Source organism: Pseudomonas sp. ABFPK (genome assembly GCF_001586765.1).
Classification (GTDB): Bacteria; Pseudomonadota; Gammaproteobacteria; order Pseudomonadales; family Pseudomonadaceae; genus Aquipseudomonas; species Aquipseudomonas asiatica.
This window is the reverse complement of the sequence record NZ_LQXW01000008.1, coordinates 117,955-136,809: the sequence shown is the minus strand read 5'-3', so window position 1 is coordinate 136,809 and position 18,855 is coordinate 117,955. Positions and strand designations below refer to the sequence as shown.

Annotated in this window: 14 protein-coding genes; 2 read left to right on the top strand and 12 right to left on the bottom strand. The window is 51.7% G+C overall.

Annotated elements, in window-relative coordinates; translation table 11 throughout:
• Positions 1–109 (top strand): IS3 family transposase (locus WM94_RS28840; RefSeq protein ID WP_135192744.1); only part of this gene is annotated, 109 nt, incomplete at its 5' end.
• 615 nt (positions 110–724) lie between these two features.
• Entirely contained in the window at positions 725–1,945 is a 1,221-nt protein-coding gene (locus tag WM94_RS07615) for a D-glucuronyl C5-epimerase family protein (RefSeq protein ID WP_177342369.1), read from the top strand.
• Between the two features lie 482 nt (positions 1,946–2,427).
• Here WM94_RS07615 and WM94_RS07610 read toward each other — a convergent pair whose 3' ends face one another.
• The 12 genes from WM94_RS07610 to wbpD form a co-directional block, all read right to left on the bottom strand.
• Positions 2,428–3,675 carry a glycosyltransferase family 4 protein gene (locus WM94_RS07610; protein WP_061550858.1) on the bottom strand — a complete coding sequence of 416 codons (1,248 nt, stop codon included), beginning with the start codon at positions 3,673–3,675 and terminating at the stop codon, positions 2,428–2,430.
• Positions 3,672–4,874, bottom strand: coding sequence for a glycosyltransferase family 4 protein (locus tag WM94_RS07605; RefSeq protein WP_061550857.1), 1,203 nt, complete (start codon positions 4,872–4,874; stop codon positions 3,672–3,674). The genes WM94_RS07610 and WM94_RS07605 overlap by 4 nt, the downstream gene beginning before the upstream one ends.
• 28 nt (positions 4,875–4,902) lie before the next feature.
• Positions 4,903–6,831 carry an asparagine synthase (glutamine-hydrolyzing) gene (gene asnB / locus WM94_RS07600; RefSeq protein WP_061550856.1) on the bottom strand — a complete coding sequence of 643 codons (1,929 nt, stop codon included), beginning with the start codon at positions 6,829–6,831 and terminating at the stop codon, positions 4,903–4,905.
• Between the two features lie 61 nt (positions 6,832–6,892).
• Positions 6,893–8,104 (bottom strand): glycosyltransferase family 4 protein, encoded by a 1,212-nt coding sequence (locus WM94_RS07595; protein ID WP_156485950.1) that lies wholly within the window; start codon positions 8,102–8,104, stop codon positions 6,893–6,895.
• A 24-nt stretch (positions 8,105–8,128) separates the two neighbouring features.
• Positions 8,129–9,085, bottom strand: a complete 957-nt coding sequence (locus WM94_RS07590) for a hypothetical protein (protein ID WP_061550854.1) — start codon at positions 9,083–9,085, stop codon at positions 8,129–8,131.
• 8 nt (positions 9,086–9,093) lie between these two features.
• On the bottom strand, positions 9,094–10,131 hold the full coding sequence (locus WM94_RS07585) for an acyltransferase (protein WP_082810530.1): 1,038 nt from the start codon (positions 10,129–10,131) through the stop codon (positions 9,094–9,096).
• Between the two features lie 40 nt (positions 10,132–10,171).
• The gene (locus WM94_RS07580) at positions 10,172–13,522 is read right to left on the bottom strand and encodes a glycosyltransferase (RefSeq protein ID WP_061550852.1); all 3,351 of its coding nucleotides are present in this window, start codon (positions 13,520–13,522) and stop codon (positions 10,172–10,174) included.
• Entirely contained in the window at positions 13,519–15,303 is a 1,785-nt protein-coding gene (locus WM94_RS07575; protein WP_061550851.1) for an ABC transporter ATP-binding protein, read from the bottom strand. Before WM94_RS07575 ends, WM94_RS07580 begins: the two co-directional genes overlap by 4 nt.
• Positions 15,296–16,078, bottom strand: a complete 783-nt coding sequence (locus tag WM94_RS07570) for an ABC transporter permease (protein ID WP_061550850.1) — start codon at positions 16,076–16,078, stop codon at positions 15,296–15,298. The genes WM94_RS07575 and WM94_RS07570 overlap by 8 nt, the downstream gene beginning before the upstream one ends.
• On the bottom strand, positions 16,075–17,160 hold the full coding sequence (gene wecB, locus WM94_RS07565; protein WP_061550849.1) for a non-hydrolyzing UDP-N-acetylglucosamine 2-epimerase: 1,086 nt from the start codon (positions 17,158–17,160) through the stop codon (positions 16,075–16,077). The genes WM94_RS07570 and wecB overlap by 4 nt, the downstream gene beginning before the upstream one ends.
• Complete coding sequence (locus WM94_RS07560; protein WP_061550848.1) at positions 17,157–18,248, bottom strand: DegT/DnrJ/EryC1/StrS aminotransferase family protein; 1,092 nt, start codon at positions 18,246–18,248, stop codon at positions 17,157–17,159. Before WM94_RS07560 ends, wecB begins: the two co-directional genes overlap by 4 nt.
• Positions 18,245–18,829, bottom strand: coding sequence for a UDP-2-acetamido-3-amino-2,3-dideoxy-D-glucuronate N-acetyltransferase (gene wbpD / locus WM94_RS07555; protein ID WP_061550847.1), 585 nt, complete (start codon positions 18,827–18,829; stop codon positions 18,245–18,247). The genes WM94_RS07560 and wbpD overlap by 4 nt, the downstream gene beginning before the upstream one ends.
• Positions 18,830–18,855 lie beyond the last annotated feature (26 nt).

The following is an 18,855-nucleotide window of genomic DNA, read 5'->3' as shown; positions in this document are numbered from 1 at the left end:
CGATTACATCGAGATGTTCTATAACCCTAAGCGTCGACACAGCAGTGCTATGCAGCTGTCTCCAGTAGAGTATGAGAAACGCTATTTCCTGAGCTTGGAGAGTGTCTAGGAAAGCAGGGGCGATTCAATCCTTCAAAGCGTGCTCGATGTCATAGCGCAGACACTTTCAGGAAAACTGAAAACTAGTGACCATTCTCCTTGTGGTATACGCTAGGGTACTGTAGGAGTCATCAATTTGTTAGACTTGGCTCTGCTGTAGCGCATGTGGATACATTCGAAGTGGAAGCTGGCAAAGACCCACCGGATTCGGCTCGGTGGGCCGGAGGGGGTGTTGGCACATCTACTCAACTAACTTTTTTTCATCTGCTCACCTCGCGAACGTAGTCCTGGCAGGCCTTGGACACTATCAGTCCATGCCTACCATCGCTGATGATCACAATATTTCGTTGAGAATGCGCCTTTTTAAGTTTGACGCGTACGGATCCATGTACTGCAAGCGCTCCATGAACCCAACCTAGTCAAAGGTGGGACGGAGCATCAGTGATATATTTGTGACGTCCAATTAAATGGCTAAACTTAAAATGCATAACAGGAACTAACTGGCTTTATGTGGACGAGATCAAAAAACCCACAGCTTTCTATATTTTTCATAGCCCTTTCATGGCTTTTCTGCGTCCCATCAAATGCGCAAGACTCCTATCTCTCTAGATTCTACACTGACACCATGCCAAACTACTCATGGGCATTTGGAACCAGCAAAGAGTGTAACCCTATAGTAGGAATGTCTAGCAGAACGATACACTTCAGATCCCCAAGCAAGCTAGCCATTCGGGGACTTGAAGCTGCTCTCTCAGGTGATATCCAAAGCGCACTAGAGTGTGAAAAGCAGTTAAATTCCTTTGAGAGAGAAATAGAAGGCGGCCTGTTTTACACCTTCCTAGATGACTACAAAGATGCTTGGCCTTTCCATCTTAAAGCCCCTTGGGTTTCAGCCTTCACTCAAGGAGTTACACTTGAATTTTACATAGAGTTAGCTAAAAAAACCGGTGACTCCTACTACAAAAATAAAGCCGATAAAATTTTCCTGTCGTACCTTGTACCAATAGAGAACGGCGGATTTTCAAGACATACGAAAGAGCAAGTAATATTTGAGGAATATCCAGTCAAACAAGAGATCGCTGTTCTCAACGGGGATCTTATCGCAACCATCGCTCTTTACGATTATGCTATTTTTTCTCAACGAGCAGTACCAAAGCAGCTGGCTCAGCGTTCGGTTAACTGGCTTCAGAACAACATACATCGTTATGTGATCAGCCATACGGATTACCAAAAACCGATTTCTGCCTACTCCCTTGCGCCATCAAGACTTGATCTACTTTTTCGTTTCTATTTGACCAACAATAGCTTAGATGTTTTCTCTATCGAGTTGATTGGAGATGGCGTTTCACGATCCATCATGGTTGGAAGCGAACAAGATGATGATATCTCCAATGCCGCCAGCCTTATCGTATCGCCAGATATGAATTGGTCTGCCGCGTATACAGACCCGCAAGCAAAGACGCACGGCCAGTTTAGAAAAATCATTCAAGGCCTGGGTGGTTTTAATCACGCACCATTCAGAATGGAGATAAACTCCGCTAGCGAGTTAGTTCACCTAAGCAACAAAGCCAAAATAAAAATCACATACAGAGCTCAGGGGAACTCAGACATTCAAATATCCGACGGAAGAACATTTTACAAAGTGGGCACACTACCACCCACAAATGGAAGCGTTGTAGATTTAACATTCGATATTCCCCAGACAGCAATCGCCAATATTCAGTTCCCCGACAAACTAAAGTACAATGCACTGTACTTCGAGCATAATCAAAAGCTGCTCGGGATCGTCGCCGAAATCGCTGACTCCGACATCTTGAAAAAATACTCAGATCTGCTTAAGCACTAAGCACTAAAATTGTCAGGATCCTGGTAGGACTGGCAGTCGCCTGCCATCTCCGAGCAAGTCCACATATGCAAAATTACCCTAATCGATCCATGTCCCTATCAATCACAAGATAGGGGCATGGTTTATCTTTACATCTTTCGCACGCTGCTCATGGCAATAGAGCTTCGTAGTCGGCCACCGACTGCACGTGCAGTAGCCGAGCTATCAAGTGGTCCAAATCGATCTCTTTCCGGCGCGGACTCAATGGCTGGGTTAGCGCCCAATGCTAACGCTAACCCAGCCATCTGCCCTTAAACAAACTCATTGATGGCCTGGCTAAATCGAATGAACTCGACATCAGGCACTAAGGTGCTCGGGATGTCGCAATGAATTACCAACTTTTAAACTTAACCTCACGCGCCAGACGTCAATGAACAGTGTCAGCGATACTATTCCAAGATCACACAAAAATAAAACCCGAAGTCCTACCCTGCCCCGAACGGCTAAGCAACTTTTTGCTCAGCACGCTGACCGGCAACATCAAGAAGTAATTTCTCCATAGCCTCACGACTTTTACGTGCTTCGAAATTCTTCAATATGTAGGCTGCTCCATTCGCGCCCATCCGTAACCGGCAAGACTCATCAGCCATCAACTCCTGAATCAGTGCAGCCAATTGCGCCCCATCATTAGGGGCAAAGATAACACCGGCGTCAGCCTCCTCAACGATCTGTGCAGCTTCGCCACGCACACCACATAACACAGGCTTACCGCACGCCATATAGTCAAGTAGTTTTGTCGGAATCGCGCCTTGAAACAGCGGGATATCCTGTAATGAGACCACACAGAGATCCGCTGCACTGATGCACTGCCTGACCTCGCTCTTTGCCACGGGTTCCCAGCACTGTACATTGCTCATCCCTGAATCTGCAATGCGCTGCTTTATAGCGGCTCGCTTCATGCCGTCCCCCACCAGGAGAAAGAGCAGATTACTATCTTGGCTCATTGATGCCGCATTCAGAATGACATCTAGATTATTTGCCTCGCCCATTGCACCCATGTAAAGCACAATCTGGCGCCCCTCAAGACCGTACTTGCGACGCAAGGCCTTACCAGCATCAGCATCGGGATACAACATATCACTTTCAATACCACAGGTGATAACTTCAAGTCGACTGGCAGGCCAACCACGACGCTGAATGTCATCTTTTATACCGTGAGTCAATGTGACGATTCGCTGTGCTTGGTTATAAAGCAGGCGCTCCATCCACATCATGATAGAAATCAGGGACTTATTGCGGAGAATTCCCATCTGGACAGCAGACTCTGGCCACAAATCGCGCACTTCCAGAACCATGGGTATCTTGCGAATCTTACAGACCAGCCACACCGAGAACATCGGAAAAATAGGCGGTGAGGACGCAAGCACGACATCTGGCTTGCTGATTTTCAGCAGGCCAAAGGGTGCTGTAACGGTGAACGAAAGAAAACTGATCAAACGACCAATGTAACTACGATGCAGCTGAGTATAAGTGAAGGTTCGAATCACGGTGACCTGCCCCTCATACTCCTTGCGGAATAGACGCTTGTACCATGGCAACGTAGGCTGTTGGCTTCTCATGTATCCGGTTTCACCTGAAACCACAGAAACATCGTGTCCGTTTTTTGCCAGTTGCTGGGTAAGCTCATAAACCAGTGAGTGCCCTGGCGCGGAGTGCCCCTGGTAATACTGGTAAACTACCACAACCTTCATTTCAGCTCCTCGTAGATCTGCTTCAACCGCTCACCCTCACGTTGCCAACTGAGGTCTTCGCGAATCGTTAGCAGGTTGTCGCGCCACGCCTGCAACTGGCTGGCATCACGGAACATCGCCGTAATTGCGCTGGCCATTTGTTCAGGGGTAGTCAAGGACTCTACCCGGCCAATGGCATTGTCAGCTACCAGGCGTCGCAATTCAGGTAGATCACTGGCGAGTATGGGTAAGCCAGCAGAAATGAACTCGAATAGTTTATTCGGTGTGCAGTAGTAATTGTTCAAGCATATAGCCTGATATGGGATGACGCCTGCGTCCGCAGCAGCCGTAACCTCCAACAACCGCGCTTGCGGTACCGCCGGATGAAAGTGCACTTGGGAACTAAGGTCCTTTCCTTTAGCCAAGCGCAATAACTTTGCGGATAGCTGCCCTTCGCCCAGAAACACAAGGTGAATACGCTTATCACTGACCAAGCCCATTGCCTGAACCAATGTCTCCAGATTCCGTCCCGCAGAAAATCCGCCTTGAAAAAGCAAAACGTAATGGTCACGGGGAATGCTGAAGCAGTCGTGCAAGTACCAAGAGCGTGGTCTTAGCGGACCAACTCTTTCGGCATTATGGATAACCGCGACCTCGGCAAGCCCATATCGAGACTCCAACTCACGAGCAATCGACGGGTTCACAGTGATCACACGCTGACAGGTCCCCACGTGTCGCCGCTCAATCTCCGCCCAGCTACGCTGTTCGCCTCGGGTAAACTCTTGTTCACTGAAAAGCTCGTGACTGTCATAGACCAGTGCTGCATTGAACTCTTCAGCCAACGCCCTACCGACTGCAAGCATCGGTAAATCATGCGCTACGACGACATCGGCAACATGCGCTCTGCCATCGGCCATGAACAGGTTCATGTAGAACCGCTCTTGGTCAACCACAAAGCGCCAAGCGAAAGACTTGAGCTTGCGCATGATAAAACCATTCATTGGCAACAAACCACGGATCAGGCGATAGACCCGCAGGATGTGATTTTCCTTGCGCGCCTGTGTCTCGACTTGGGCGCCAATTCGCCAGACTCGCTCATCTTCATGAGCAACAGGCTTGTCCAGCGGCATCGCGAGAATTGTCACCTGCCAACCGGCCTCCTGCAGGCTGTCTGCCTGCAGGAGGATGCGTCGGTCTATCTGACGGTCATTGCTGAGCATCAGGATCCGCTTGGAGCTCGCGTTGGGATTAGATACCACTTGGCGTCAGATCCCGATCGATGAAGATACGATGCCACAGTTCAAGGCTCAGCAGGCCCCATACCACGCGGCCAAACTCACGCTCGTTACCCAGCATTTTTTCGACAACATCCAGGTTGTACAGCCCTCGCCGACGCGCTTGATCGGACAACAGTGTATCGCGCACGAAATCACGAGCGACTCCTTTGGTCCACTGGGTCAAAGGCGTAGGGAAACCCATCTTGTCCTTGCGTTCGCTAATCGCTTTGGGAACCGCACTCTTGATCGATTCCTTGAAGAGATGCTTCATGCGCCCACCAGCAAACTTGATGTTCGGCGGAATAGTCGCCATAAACTCAACGATGCGATGATCCAGCAATGGCACCCTAGACTCGATAGACGCGGCCATACTGGTACGATCTTCAACGTGAAGCAAGGCCGGCAGCGACCCTTTGAGGTCGAAGTATGTCATTTGATTGACCAGCGAGTGCAACCCGTCACGATTGAAAATGCGTTGGAACGACTCAAATGAAGAATAACCACTGGCGCTGTGCAGCGCGTCTTGGTTGAACAACTGGCTCATGCCTTCGCTACGGTCGACCAAACTGAAGTAGCGTTGGTCGTGTGGGCCAAACAGACCGTTCTTCCAAAGGCCCTGCAGCATCGGCTGGTAAGTAGCGAGCAGTGGCAAGTTAGGTACGATGGACTCCAGCGAAACAGCATGCCGGCTCTGATTAGCAGTCTGGTAAATAGCACCAGACAAGCACTTCTCAAGATAAGCCGCCATATAGCGTGCATATCCGACAAATAGCTCATCGCCACCCTGGCCGCCCATGACGACCTTAACGTGCTCACTGGCCAACTGAGACACATAGTATTGTGGAATCACACCTGGGCCTGCCAAGGGTTCATCCATGTAATACATCAGCCGCGGCAGCACCTCCGGCAACTCGTGACCCGCCGGGATATAGATCTCTTTATAAGCCGTTCCAGCGAACGCAGAGACTTCCTTCGCGTAACCCGTCTCGTCAAACTGCGGGCCCTCATTGAAGGCGCCAGTGAACGTCTTGAGTTGCTCGCCCTTGAGCATTCTCGATGCCAGACAGACGACCGCGCTGGAATCCAGACCACCGGACAGGTGCGCCCCCAGCGGAACATCCGAGCGCAAGTGCAGACGAATGGAGTCGTCAATCAGACCGGCCAAGGTATCGATGAAGTACCGCTCATCGTGTGACTCGTCGATGTTGTAGTGCAGATCCCAATATTGCCGCACTTGGACGTCGAGCTTATCACCCACATACTTTGCAGACAGACTATGACCCGGCTCCAGTTTCTGGATACCTTTGAACAAGGTTTTGTCATCAAGGCAAAACTGGAAGGTCAGATAGTCCTGCAAGCCTTCGGCAGAAGCCTGGGCACGAATGGAGTCATCCGCGAGAATCGCCTTGATCTCGGATGCAAATAGCAGCCGCTGACCATCAAAGCTGTAATAGAACGGCTTGATACCGATGCGATCACGCGCACAGAACAGTTTTTGCTCATAGCGATCCCAGATGGCGAAAGCGAACATGCCGACCAGACGATCGACAAACGATTCCCCCCACTCACGGTAAGCATAGAGCAGCACCTCGGTGTCTGAATAACTGTGCAGGGGATGCCCCTTTACAATCAACTCGCGACGCAGCTCCAGATAGTTATAGATGGCTCCGTTGAAAACGACCGTATAGCGACCATCTTCTGTAGTCATGGGCTGCTTGCCATGCTCCGGATCAATGATGGCCAAACGCCGATGCCCCAATACGACTGGTCGTGCAGTATCCTGCCACAACCCTTCACCATCCGGACCACGATGGCGAATCGCCTCCATCATGTTCAGCGCCGCATGTCTCAGCGCCTCAGGCGCGCCCGAAAGCGTAACTATCCCTGCAATACCACACATACAAAATCCAGCCTAATTCTTGAAATCCGACGAACACCTGCCCCCTGTTGACCTTTTACGATCAACCGACGACCCCTTTATAGATTCCCAGCAGCTTCTCGGACTCAACTTCCCAGTTCATAGTACCGCGAGCTTTTCGCGCCCCGTCCTTCAATGCAGACAGACGGGCAGGGTCCGAAAACAGCGAGTTCACCGTCTCAGCAATAGAGTTGGATGAGCCTAGATCAGCCAGTAAGCCGTTGCCGTACGTCTTCACAACGTCACTCAAGAACGGAAGATCGTTACAAACAAAAGGAAGCTCGGCAATCGCAAACTCAAACAATTTGTTGGGACTGCAGAAATAGTTGTTCTCATCTACGCCATGATAGGGAATCACGCCCAGGTCTGCATCGCATGTAAGCTCATGCAGTTCAGCCGACGGCACACCACCATAGAAGAGCACGCGCGACTGCAACCCCTTACGCGCAACCTGCTCCTTGAGCGTATCTTCATAGGCGCCATAACCGACAACCACCAAATAGATGTTGTCCTGAAATTTTTCTGCTGCATCAACGAGAAGCTCGATCCCTCGATTGTCTGAAATCCAGCCTTGGTAAAGCAGAATATTGGCGTCTGCCGGCAAGTTAAACCGGCTTCGCAGCAACGAAGTCTCCTTCATCGGTGCGAGTGGCGCCGCATTGAGGATGACATGGGGAGCCTTGACCTCATAGCGATCCGCCATGAGCTGAGCAATATAAGGGTTAACCGTGATCGCGGCATCTACCTGTTTGATCAGTGCAGCTTCTTTTTTCTTGTATTTATCCTGCACCGCTTTCGGCAACTGCACCTGCGCGTAATAGAGTTCATGCGCATCATAAATCAGCGGTACCTTGCGTAGCTTCGCAAGCTCCACAGCAGGCGCTAGCATGGGAAAGTCATGAACATGCAGGATATCGACTTGGTATTCACTCATCCGGTCGTAGATAAACTGCTCGAAACTGCTCAGTTTGGCCACTCGATTGGCCCAAGCACGGAACAAACGCCATGCCCAACCATACCCTTTCGAACCAGGCTCAAGACCATAGCGACGGGCAAGCGGAGGGAATCGGGAGTCGCCCCAATCATAGACAAAACGCTCGATCCTTATGCCATCCTGAACATAGGACTCCCGTTCCGGGCACTCGAAACCCGCAAGTAAAGTTACTTGATGCCCTTGCTCGACAAGGGTTTTAGCTTCCTGCAAAATCCGCCGATCGATCATGAGGTGATCAGCAGTCGTCATCAAAATGTTCATAATACCCGAGTACACCCTAGCCACTTATCGGCAAGCAGAGAAGTCCATGTCCTTGAAGAGTTTTACAGGATTGTATTTGGCAACCCCGATCTGACCACCCTGCTCGAAGCCGTGACCCTCGATACCATTATAATAAACTTTGGTGTCTGCTTCGGAGAAGTACATGCCGTACTTCAGGCGATCCCATGAGGTGTCCCCTTCAAGATTGGTCTTGAGAATGGGCTCCCCTGGAATCGCCACCAAATCACCCGACGCTGCAAAGCAAAGTGGCTGCCATGTATCCGAAGCCTCGACAATCACAATAGGGATTTCCTGCCAATGAAGGAGGCCCAATGTATAGATCCCTTGCTGAGGAATATAAGCCACCTTACTCTGTAGCGCCTTACCGTCACTGTTCAGTTCAACTGCTTTAATAACGTTCATTTCACCTTGAGCAACGGTATATAACAAAGTGTCTTTTCCGCCCTGCGAAACAACTACAGGATCGAGACCAGACTCTTGAATCAGCCGCTGTGGTGCGCCCCAAGAAAAGCCGTCAGTGCTTACTGACTTATAAATGCCGGTATATCCAGTCGTTATAGTATCACCTGCAGAGAAATACATTTCGAAAATATTACTATTATCCAAAGCCACATTCTTTACAAAGGGAAACGCGTAACCACCAGCGAACCCGAGCTTGGACTCATCAAATATATTGCCTTGCTTGACAAAGTTCTTTCCATCAGTTGTTGTCGCCATCTCAATGCGCCAACGGTGATCATCGCCATAGGCCGAGTAGAGCATATAGTTTGCCGACCCCGTCGAATACACTGATGGGTATTCCACATGCAGAGAATCTTGACCAACCGGCTGAAGCTTAATAACCGGTTCGTCTCCCCAATCAAAAGGTCCCTGATTGAAAATACCAGACTTATAAGAAACACCTAAGCCGACCGCTGCAACTGCCAACACGCAAACTACAACCTTACTACTCTGCTTCATATCAAACCTTAAAAATACTTATTCACGATTTTGATTTTGCGCAACAGCCACGCAGCAGCCAGCGACACTGAAAATGTCAATACAACTGTCATCGGAACCTCGACAATTGGCTGCATCAGACTTGGTGATACTTTAGTGTACTGAGCGCGAAGGAACTCCATCACCATCGGATGCAGGATATAAACCAATAATGTCAAAGGTGCCGCCACCCGAAGAAAACGCGCACTGATCAAATGCGAGTACTTGATAGCCATACCCCAGACACCGATTGCCATGGCAAAGACCGTAGGACTGAAATAGCTATAAAAATACAACTTCCAAATATAAGTACTGCCCATGGTGTAAGCCAGAATCTGCGTCCCTGCAACGGTAACCAAATAACCACCAGCGAGAATCCACGCGTAGGGAAGCTCTGGCTGGTATCGATGCAGGTAATAACCAAGCAGATAGTAACTTATGTACCACCAAGAAAAGGTGGCGCCATTAGGCGTGTAAGTGCGTGAAAAACTACTCCAGGCAAATACCACCATGGTGAGCAAACAGGTCACAATCACCACATTACGCAACTCGATCTCTGGCATATCAACTACCGCGCGCGAAAGCGCCGGAGCAATAAAATACAGACCAATGATCAAATAGAAAAAATGCAGATGATAATATGGTTGCCCCAAAACTAAAGAGCGCAGGAATGCATCCCAGATGAAACCTGCCTGAAAGAACTTCATCCAAAGCGCGTAGACGAGAGCAGAAACGGCCAACACGCCAAGCATACGAGGAATACGTGACCGCAACATGACCCGATAAGTCGTCTTAACGTTCCCTAGAATGAGAGCAGCACTGAGCATAACAAAAACAGGCACACACCAATGAGTGAGTGAACTCACGGCATTTCCTAACAACCAGCCCCATGCACCCAACTCACCCTGCATATATATTGGCCTTGCCGACACATGCAAAAGCACAACGGCAAAACAGGAAAGCACGCGGACAAAGTCCAATCGATCATCACGTGTAAGTACAGGGCTATTTATCGATAACGCTGTCATTCAGAGCATCCTACCTTGCCATCCAAACACCACACCCAAGTTATGACCTGAGTAATTCCATATAAATAGAAGATATACTCTGGGCAACACTAACCGCCGAAAAACGCATCTCCGAATACTTCCGAATAACTTGAGAATCAAAACTGTCCAGCGATGCTGCCATGGCAAGCATCCCCTCAGCCATACCCTCAGTCGTCAGATCCACGACCCTGCCAAGGTTAGGATGGGTGATTACATCAGCAGGCCCACCGCAATTACTGCTCAACACCGGGCGACCACAGCTCATAGCTTCAATTGCAACCACGCCGAATGTTTCGGTCTCACTTGAAATCACCAGGAAATGGCAATTTTGATAATGGCCCCTCACCTGCTCGCGAGTGGCCCTGCCCAGGAATGTCACATAGTCACTAATGCCAAGTTGAGCTGCAAGTTGCCGCGCCTGGTCTTCCCCTTCGCCATCCCCTGCCAAGCTCAGTCGCAGAAGTGGTTGAGATTCCAGGGCGATCGCAAATGCTTCGAGCAAGAGCGGAACGCGCTTGACAGGCACGAAGTGACCAACCCACAGCATATGAATAAGGCCATCACATGGCAGGGGCTCTGCTTTGAAGAAGTCAGTGTCCACCAAGTTTGGAATAACCTCTGTCTGGACCTTCGGATTCAAGGAAACGTTTTTCCTGATATCCGCCAGCAATGCGGTGCTAACCGAGATCACCTTATCCGCTGCGTTCAGACTTTTCTGCGTCGTTCGTCGCAGATACGCAGTGCGCGTCAAAGTCGTGAAAGGACCGGTATGCTCTGTGATAACCAGAGGCACCTTGAACTTGCTTGCCAACTTCCTTGATGCTGTGCCGTCGGTATATGCAGTGTGTGCGTGAATCAACTGGAAATCGAACACTTTCCGAAGCATTTCTGCGTGGCGCATCAGGCCATGCGAATAAGTGAAGGCGTGGGCCTGGAACGGCAAGAGTGCACTCACGATGTAAGGGAATCGAATGACTGGAACGCCCTCGATCTCCTCCCACTCACCCAATGGCTGCTTTCTGTAAATATCCAGTGCGCGCTTGACAACCTTCGGATTGTAGGTATTGATCCAGAACGGTTCCCCGCTAACCACTCGTGCATCGATACCCAAGGCGCGCAGCGCCTTAACTTGCTCGTGAACAAAAATGCCACCGACCTTGTTATATTCTCGTGGGTACATATGCGAAACCACAAGAACAGACTTTGGCAGGACACCTTCAAAACGATCAACAGGTGACTGCATAGCCAGTGCTTTTGCCAGCACGTGGTAATCCGCTTTTTCCTTGGACAGCACTTCTATCATGTCACCAAAGGCTTGGAGTTTATCCTCAAGCGCTTGGCGATTTTCTTCCAGTCGTGAGGTCAGCTCACTGAGCTGTTCAGTCTGTATATTTTTTTCAACCAACTCATTAGTGCGAGCTTGCATATCCACTTGCAAACTCTCGATCTCTAGGGACAATGCCGCTTTATCAAGCTCCAAGGTGTCGATACGCGCGAGCAACAGCTGCTGGTCAAGCAGACGCCCCTCCGATTCGTCAAGTCGTGACGAAAGTGTATTCACCGTCCCCCTAAGGTCTGCCTGAACCTTTCCCATCGCGACTAGGTGGTCGTCCTTTACTCTCAACTCACGCTCCAATGCGGCCCTTTGTACTTCGAGCTCGTTCGCAAGATTGTTTAACTTTTCCATGTGCTGCAGGTTCTCAGCCAACTCCATGCTACTGCGGCCGTGTCGCTCTTCCAGCTCACTACGGCTGTTTTCAAGCGAGGTTGTCAATTGTGATAATTGCTCATACCTTTCTTGAAGGCTCTGAAACGCTTGATGATTCTCAGCATACTCATGTTGCAGCTGCCGCAGGTCGCCATTCAAAACCGCACAGCTTTCTTCAAGCCGCTCATTGCGCTCCGTCAACTCATCGAGTTTCAGGCAATTAGCAGCGTATGCCTGCTCTTGCTCTGCAGCCGTCTGGCTCAACAATGAATAACTGCTTTCAATTTCGGCACGTGTATTCTCAAGTCCATTGGCCAGCGCATTCAGATCATGAATCGATTGCAGATAGTCTTTTATCTCAAGCTCTTTTGCCTGCAGCTTAAGCTCAAGGTCGGAACGTTTAAACTCCAGACGCTCACTCAAACTTTGGGTAGCAATCAATTGATCTCGCACTTGCTGCATGCTGGGATCATCCCCCATGCAGCTATCGGAAATTTCGACAAAGTCTGAAATCTCAAACGCAGCCAACATTTCAAGATCCGGACTGGGATTGACAATCCGAATAATGCAGCCATGCGGCCCAAAAGGCACTGCTGCAATCGAGAATAGCGCTTTCTCGTCTGCACGCTTGCACGCGACATAATGGCCGCGTACATGGTCGTACACCTCCAGGGACTCGAATGTTCCCTGAGTGGCCTCTATCGTCTTTGGCCGACGGGGTATCACAACTATGCCCAATCCAGATGCATCGCTGATCCGATAGGGGCTACGTGGGTAGTTGACCGGGTTTTCACGAACCACCAACGACGAGTAGCTGATATGCGGAGCGTCGAATACAGCAGTCGCCGGTGGCAATTGCCATTCAGAGACCGCTGCGGCTCCTCGCTCGAACAGAACCAGAATTTCGCTGCTCGGAGGCGCTTCACGCAGCCCTTCGGCTACCTGCATTGCCTGTAGCGACTCAAAGCGCTTCTTGATCCTTTTGGCGCTCTCGGCCTGCAAGACATTCCCTCGTCGGGCCGAGCAGACTGGACAGACGCCATCTTCAAACGGGTAGTCCAGCCCAGACACACTATGAGCAGCCTCAACCAGCTTGGGATCTTCGAAAGTCCAAGTCTCGCCAGAGAAACACACGGCCACTGGTGTGAACGTCTCGCCAAACAAGCTGATTGCATCCTCAAGCGTATAGGAACGCTGATGGAGGTGAGCGTGATAGTCAGTCCCACACTTCGGGCAGTGCACCTCTGCCGCTTGTAGCGTTTCACGGTAAGGGACCGCGATCAAAATATACCTGGACGATACCCGGGCCATCTCGGACAGTGCTTGAGCGTAGATCGCATCAGGCAAATGCTCGATGACATCGCTGGACAGCACCATGTCGAAATGACTATCGGCAAAAGGGATGCACGACAGGTCTGCTACCAAAGCCGGCGCCTTAACATGCCTTACAGCGGACTCGCTCAAGTCGCAACCGACAACGTCCCAGTGCTTCGCCAGTTTGTTAGTGACGGTGCCGTTGCCACAGCCCGCATCCAGAATGGATGTGACGCCGTCGGGAATTAGCTCGATCAGGTCCTCGGCAACTGCGAGCTGCTCAGAGACAGCATCACGGTCCCACAAGTCGCTCTGGGAAAAATAGGCAAATTCCGGACGTTTACTCACTCGAAAGCCCCCATCGCAGCCCAGGCTACCGGGTGCACCACCTGACCTCTGTCCATGCGTACATCACCAGGAGCAGATACCCGAATCCGATACTGGCGATCATGAACATCCAGCGGATATTCTCCAGAGGCCTGGTCTTCGGTCATCCCGTCGAAGATGCCGATCGAAATGACGTAGTCGCCGACACCCACCATCAGAGGGTCAAAATTCGCTTTGACTGTACCTACGCGACAGTTGCGCGTGGCCGACACAAAAGGCGAAACGACTTGCGAAACACAACGACCATCCATGCCGTAGATGCATACGATGAATGCCATGTTAGGGATATCGACCTTGGCCCCCCACTTGATCTTTACGACCAAAGGCTCCCCAAACGAAAACACCCTTCTAGACTCGAGATTTCCGTCAAGGAAGTCGACATCATCGATCCATGCGCTGCCTTCCCCATACTCGAAGTCAGAACGCTCACTGGGAACCGGTGCATTGGGGGCATTTTGCAAATGTTCAGCTCCGGCCAGGGAAAACTCCTGAGAGAGAATCTGCCCATCGCCCGTCGCATGGGCTAATTCACCGAGGGTGACATACTCGATGCCATCAAAGATCTGGAAGAGCACCCGCTCATCCTGTGCAATGCCAGCATGGCGCACAGCGATCGAAAATGTATCCAGCTCACCCAAACCCAGCGGAACCTTCACACTGACAGGCGCGTGACGATACTCACCGCCGCAATCTTTGAACTCACGGAAGGTAACGCCTTGCGCATCAGTCCTGGGCTCTCCCCAGTTCATGTAATCTCTGCTCGTTAGCAAGTGCAGCCGTTGATTGCGGTCATCGTCCAGCGCCTCACCAACCAGCACATTGTCAATTCGGCTACCGGACTGCAGCAGCTCCAGCTCATGTATTGCTACCGGTTGTTTCGGCGCATCGTTCTCTGCTGTGATGAAACGGAGGATATTGACTCGTTCGGTTTCCGTGTCCGTCAACAGCTCACTGACATCACCACGACTAAGCTTCAGGTTGATGGCGCGCAGCCGCAACTCTTCCTGTTTTCGAATAGAAGCGGCATAGGATCGGCCAACCTCGATCGGGTCACCGTCCGCTACGATACGTCCGCGCTCAATCCATACAGCCCGGTCACAGATCATCTGCACGGCCGACATATCATGGGAGACGAACAAAACCGTCGAACCTTCGGCAGTCAGTGTGCGCATTCTCTTTGCCGACTTACCGGCAAAGTAGGAGTCACCCGCCCCCAAAATTTCATCGATAATGAGAATTTCCGGACGCACCGCAGTAGCTGCTGCAAACGCCAGCCGCGAGTACATGCCTGCGGAGTATGTCTTGACCGGCTTGTCAATGAAGTCATCAAGCTCGGCAAACTCCAGCACATCCTCAAGCAACTTGCGCGCGCGCGCGCCCGTGATGCCTTGGTAGGCGAAGGAAGACAGGACGTTGGCACGGCCGGTGAATTCCGGATGAAAACCAGTGCCAAGCTCCATAAGCGCCTGGACTTTACCCTGCACGCGCACAGTACCTGCCGAGGGCTGGATCAGCCCGGCAATCAGCTTGAGCAGAGTACTTTTACCCGCGCCATTGCGCCCCACCAGCCCCACTCGCTCTCCAGGCTTGATGGAAAGGGACATGTTGCGAATTGCCCAATACTCGTCATAACTGGACTTGGAAACAGGCAGCCCCAGCGCTTCAAGCATTCGATGACGCGGGGATCGGAACGTACGGTACATTTTGGCGATGGACGCCAGCTCGATGATCGACTCAGACATAATCTGCAAACAAAGGCTTCAACCGTGAAAAGATCAATCCACCCAAGAAGAAAGTAGACAGTGAAATAACTGTGAAGATCGAGAACAACTCAAGATTGAACTCACCCATAAACGCGGCATCCCGATACAACATGATCAGATAATACAACGGATTCGGATACATGAACGGCACAAGTTCCTTAGGAATCATTTCATGCGTATATGCAATCGGAGAAACCAGCATCAGGAACAAAATCAATACCGACACCATCTGACTTAGATCAGGAATAAAGACATTGATTGCCGAAAGTATCCAAATCAAGCCAATAGTAAAGATAATCTGCAAGACAAATATCAAAGGGATTGCCAACTGGGAAACGTGGAGGATACCGCGGCTCCACAACACTCCCAAAAGCATGACTAGGCCAACCACCATCGTCACACTGCTGGCCAAGACAGTCTTGACAGGAATCAGATCGATCGGAAACAGCGTGTTCTTGACCAGCGCCTTGTTCCCAAGGACACAACCTACGCCACTCCCCAAAGATTCAGCGAACCCCAGAAACGGTACCAGGCCACAAAAAATCAGTAGCACGTAGTCAAAAGTTCCAAATTCCGCCACTCGGATTCGATAAATCATCGTGTAGACGACGGCATACAGCCCGAGGAACAGGATGGGGTAAAGAAAAAGCCATGCCCCACCAAATACCGTACCGACAAAACGAGTTCGAATATCGGTCAGCGTCGTCGCCCACAGAACATGGCTATGGCGCCAGATGACGGAGACTGGATTCATTGCCCCTCACCTTTCAGGATATCGACTATCTTGCTCGCAGCCCGGCCATTTCCGTAAACGTCGAAAGTACCCTCAGGAACCTGCAGGTTGCTCATAGCCGCCTTAATGGCCTGATGATCGGCACCCACCAACTGGTTGAACTTGAGTTCCACGGTTTCAACCCACTCGGTTTCGTCGCGCAGGGTAATGCATGGAACCTGATAGAAGAACGCTTCCTTCTGCACGCCGCCGGAATCGGTGAGGATCACTTTCGCAGCCTGCTCCAGTGCCACCATATCCAGGAAAGCCAGCGGTTCAACTACGGTAATTTTCTCGAGATGGCTTTCAAGACCATAGTCCGCCACCAGCTTACGCGTACGAGGGTGTAGAGGAAGCACGACAGGCAACGTCTCTGCAATCTCGGAAAGCGCCGAAAGGATTCCAGTGAGTCGCTCTTTGGAATCAGTGTTCTCGGCACGGTGACAGGTAGTCAGGGCAAAACCACCCTCCTCCAGCCCCAATGCCTGCAATATCTTGCTCTCGCTGCGAGCCCGATCACGGTAATACAGCGCAACGTCATACATGACATCGCCGACGTTCTGAACCCCCGCCACGATGCCTTCCCGCGCCAGGTTCTCCACAGCCACATCTGTCGGACACAGCAGAAGCGTTGAGACTCGATCGGACAGAATCCGGTTGACCTCTTCCGGCATGCGCATGTTGAACGAGCGCAGACCCGCCTCGACGTGCGCAACCGGAATGTGCAGTTTGGACGCAGCCAGCGCACCCGCCAAAGTGGAGTTGGTATCCCCGTAGATCAGCACCCAATCCGGCTTTTCTTCGATCAGGATCTTTTCAATGCCTTCAAGCATACGACCGGTCATGACACCATGAGTGCCTCCCGACACCTCGAGGTTGTATTTCGGTGCCGGGATCTCCAGCTCATCGAAAAACACCTGGGACATGTTCGGGTCGTAATGCTGGCCGGTGTGAATCATGACCTCTTCGATTTCACCGGAGTGCTTGAGAATCTCTCGAGAGACAGCCGCAGCCTTGATGAATTGAGGGCGTGCGCCGACGATTGTGACGATTTTGCGGGTCATGCGCTGAGGCTCTCTTTCAAGGCAGTGATGATGTGACGCTGGGAGGCTTCGTCGAGGTACGGATGCATCGGCAAGCTCATGACACGAGCGGCAATGGCGTCACCAATCGGCAGCTGGGCCTGGTCGTCCCGCACCGCAGGCTGGCGGTTGAGCGGAATCGGGTAGTGCACCGCAGTGGGCACGCCGACTGCCTTGAGGCGCTCCTGGACCGTATCACGCTCTGCAACCTGCACAGTGTATTGGGCCCAAGCGCTCTGATTGTGCGCTTCGACGAAAGGTGCTGCGATACCGGCTACTTCAAGCAGCCCGGCATAGCGAGCAGCAACCTGATCACGCTGGATGAGTTCCTGCTCAAAGATTTCCAGCTTCGGCAGCAGAATCGCCGCCTGCAGCGTATCCAAACGACTGTTCACGCCCACACGGACATGGTGATAACGGCGATCCTGGCCATGACGGGCAATCTGGCGCAAAACCTTGGCCAGCTCTGCATCGTTGGTAAAAATGGCCCCACCATCTCCATAGCAGCCCAACGGCTTGCTTGGGAAGAAGCTGGTGCAAGCGATGGTGGTCAGGTTGCAGGAGCGCTTGCCCTTGTATTGCCCACCAAAACTCTGCGCCGCATCCTCGATAACCGGAATGCCGTGCTTGGCAGCAATGGCGTTGATCGCGTCGAAGTCGGCGCACTGGCCATACAGGGAAACAGGAATGATGGCCTTGGTGCGCGGCGTGATCGCCGCTTCAAGCTTGGCTGGGTCAAGGTTGTAGGTCTTCGGGTCGACATCCACGTAGACCGGCTTGGCACCGAGCAATGCAACGGTTTCAGCCGTGGCGATGTAGGTGAAACCTGGAGTGATGACCTCATCCCCCGGGCCGATCCCGAGCGCCATCTGGGCGATCTGCAGGGCATCGGTACCGTTGGCGACCGTAATGCAGTACGCCGCGCCAGTGAAAGCCACCAGACGCTCTTCGAGCTCTGCGACCTCAGCGCCGAGGATGTAGTTGCCATGGGCAAGAACGCGGGCGATGCCGGCTTCGATCTTGTCCTTGATCAGATTCTGCTGAGCCTTCAGATCAATGAAATCGATCATAGCCCGTTCTCCTTGCTGACGACATTTCCATGCAATACATAACGAATACCGGAGTGCGCGCACACCGCGACAGCCTCGCCCTCCAAGGGCAGCTCGAGCTGTTCGCCGTGCTCGCTCATCCAGCCAATCTGCCGGGCCGGGACACCCACGACCAAGGCATAGTCAGCTACGTTCTTGTTGACCACCGCACCGGCACCGACAAAGGCAAACCGGCCAATGGTCACACCACACACGATCGTGCAGTTGGCGCCCAGCGTGGCGCCTTTGCCGACTACGGTGTCGCGGTATTCACTCTTGCGCTCGATCAGCGAACGCGGGTTGTAAACATTGGTGAACACCATGCTCGGACCACAAAAAACCCCCTCTTCGAGGGTCACATTGTCATAGACCGAGACGTTGTTCTGAATCTTGCAATGGTCGCCGATGACCACCTTGTTGCCAACAAAAACGTTTTGCCCAAGGGACACGCCTTTGCCGATACGCGCGCCACCACAGACATGCACGAAGTGCCAGACCCGCGAGTCTGCACCGATCTGCGCACCATCATCAACGATGGCGCTCGGGTGCTGGTAGAAACTCATGAATTACCTCGACCTGCGTTCGCCAG

Bases quoted from the DNA above. Each gene is read 5' to 3' on its own strand.
- WM94_RS07585 (WP_082810530.1), bottom strand. From the start codon at position 10,131: ATGACAGCGTTATCGATAAATAGCCCTGTACTTACACGTGATGATCGA.
- WM94_RS07570 (WP_061550850.1), bottom strand. From the start codon at position 16,078: ATGAATCCAGTCTCCGTCATCTGGCGCCATAGCCATGTTCTGTGGGCG.
- WM94_RS07590 (WP_061550854.1), bottom strand. From the start codon at position 9,085: ATGAAGCAGAGTAGTAAGGTTGTAGTTTGCGTGTTGGCAGTTGCAGCG.
- WM94_RS07575 (WP_061550851.1), bottom strand. From the start codon at position 15,303: ATGTCTGAGTCGATCATCGAGCTGGCGTCCATCGCCAAAATGTACCGT.
- WM94_RS07605 (WP_061550857.1), bottom strand. From the start codon at position 4,874: ATGCTCAGCAATGACCGTCAGATAGACCGACGCATCCTCCTGCAGGCA.
- WM94_RS07595 (WP_156485950.1), bottom strand. From the start codon at position 8,104: ATGAACATTTTGATGACGACTGCTGATCACCTCATGATCGATCGGCGG.
- wecB (WP_061550849.1), bottom strand. From the start codon at position 17,160: ATGACCCGCAAAATCGTCACAATCGTCGGCGCACGCCCTCAATTCATC.
- WM94_RS07610 (WP_061550858.1), bottom strand. From the start codon at position 3,675: ATGAAGGTTGTGGTAGTTTACCAGTATTACCAGGGGCACTCCGCGCCA.
- wbpD (WP_061550847.1), bottom strand. From the start codon at position 18,829: ATGAGTTTCTACCAGCACCCGAGCGCCATCGTTGATGATGGTGCGCAG.
- WM94_RS07560 (WP_061550848.1), bottom strand. From the start codon at position 18,248: ATGATCGATTTCATTGATCTGAAGGCTCAGCAGAATCTGATCAAGGAC.
- asnB (WP_061550856.1), bottom strand. From the start codon at position 6,831: ATGTGTGGTATTGCAGGGATAGTTACGCTTTCGGGCGCGCCTGAGGCG.
- WM94_RS07615 (WP_177342369.1), top strand. From the start codon at position 725: ATGCCAAACTACTCATGGGCATTTGGAACCAGCAAAGAGTGTAACCCT.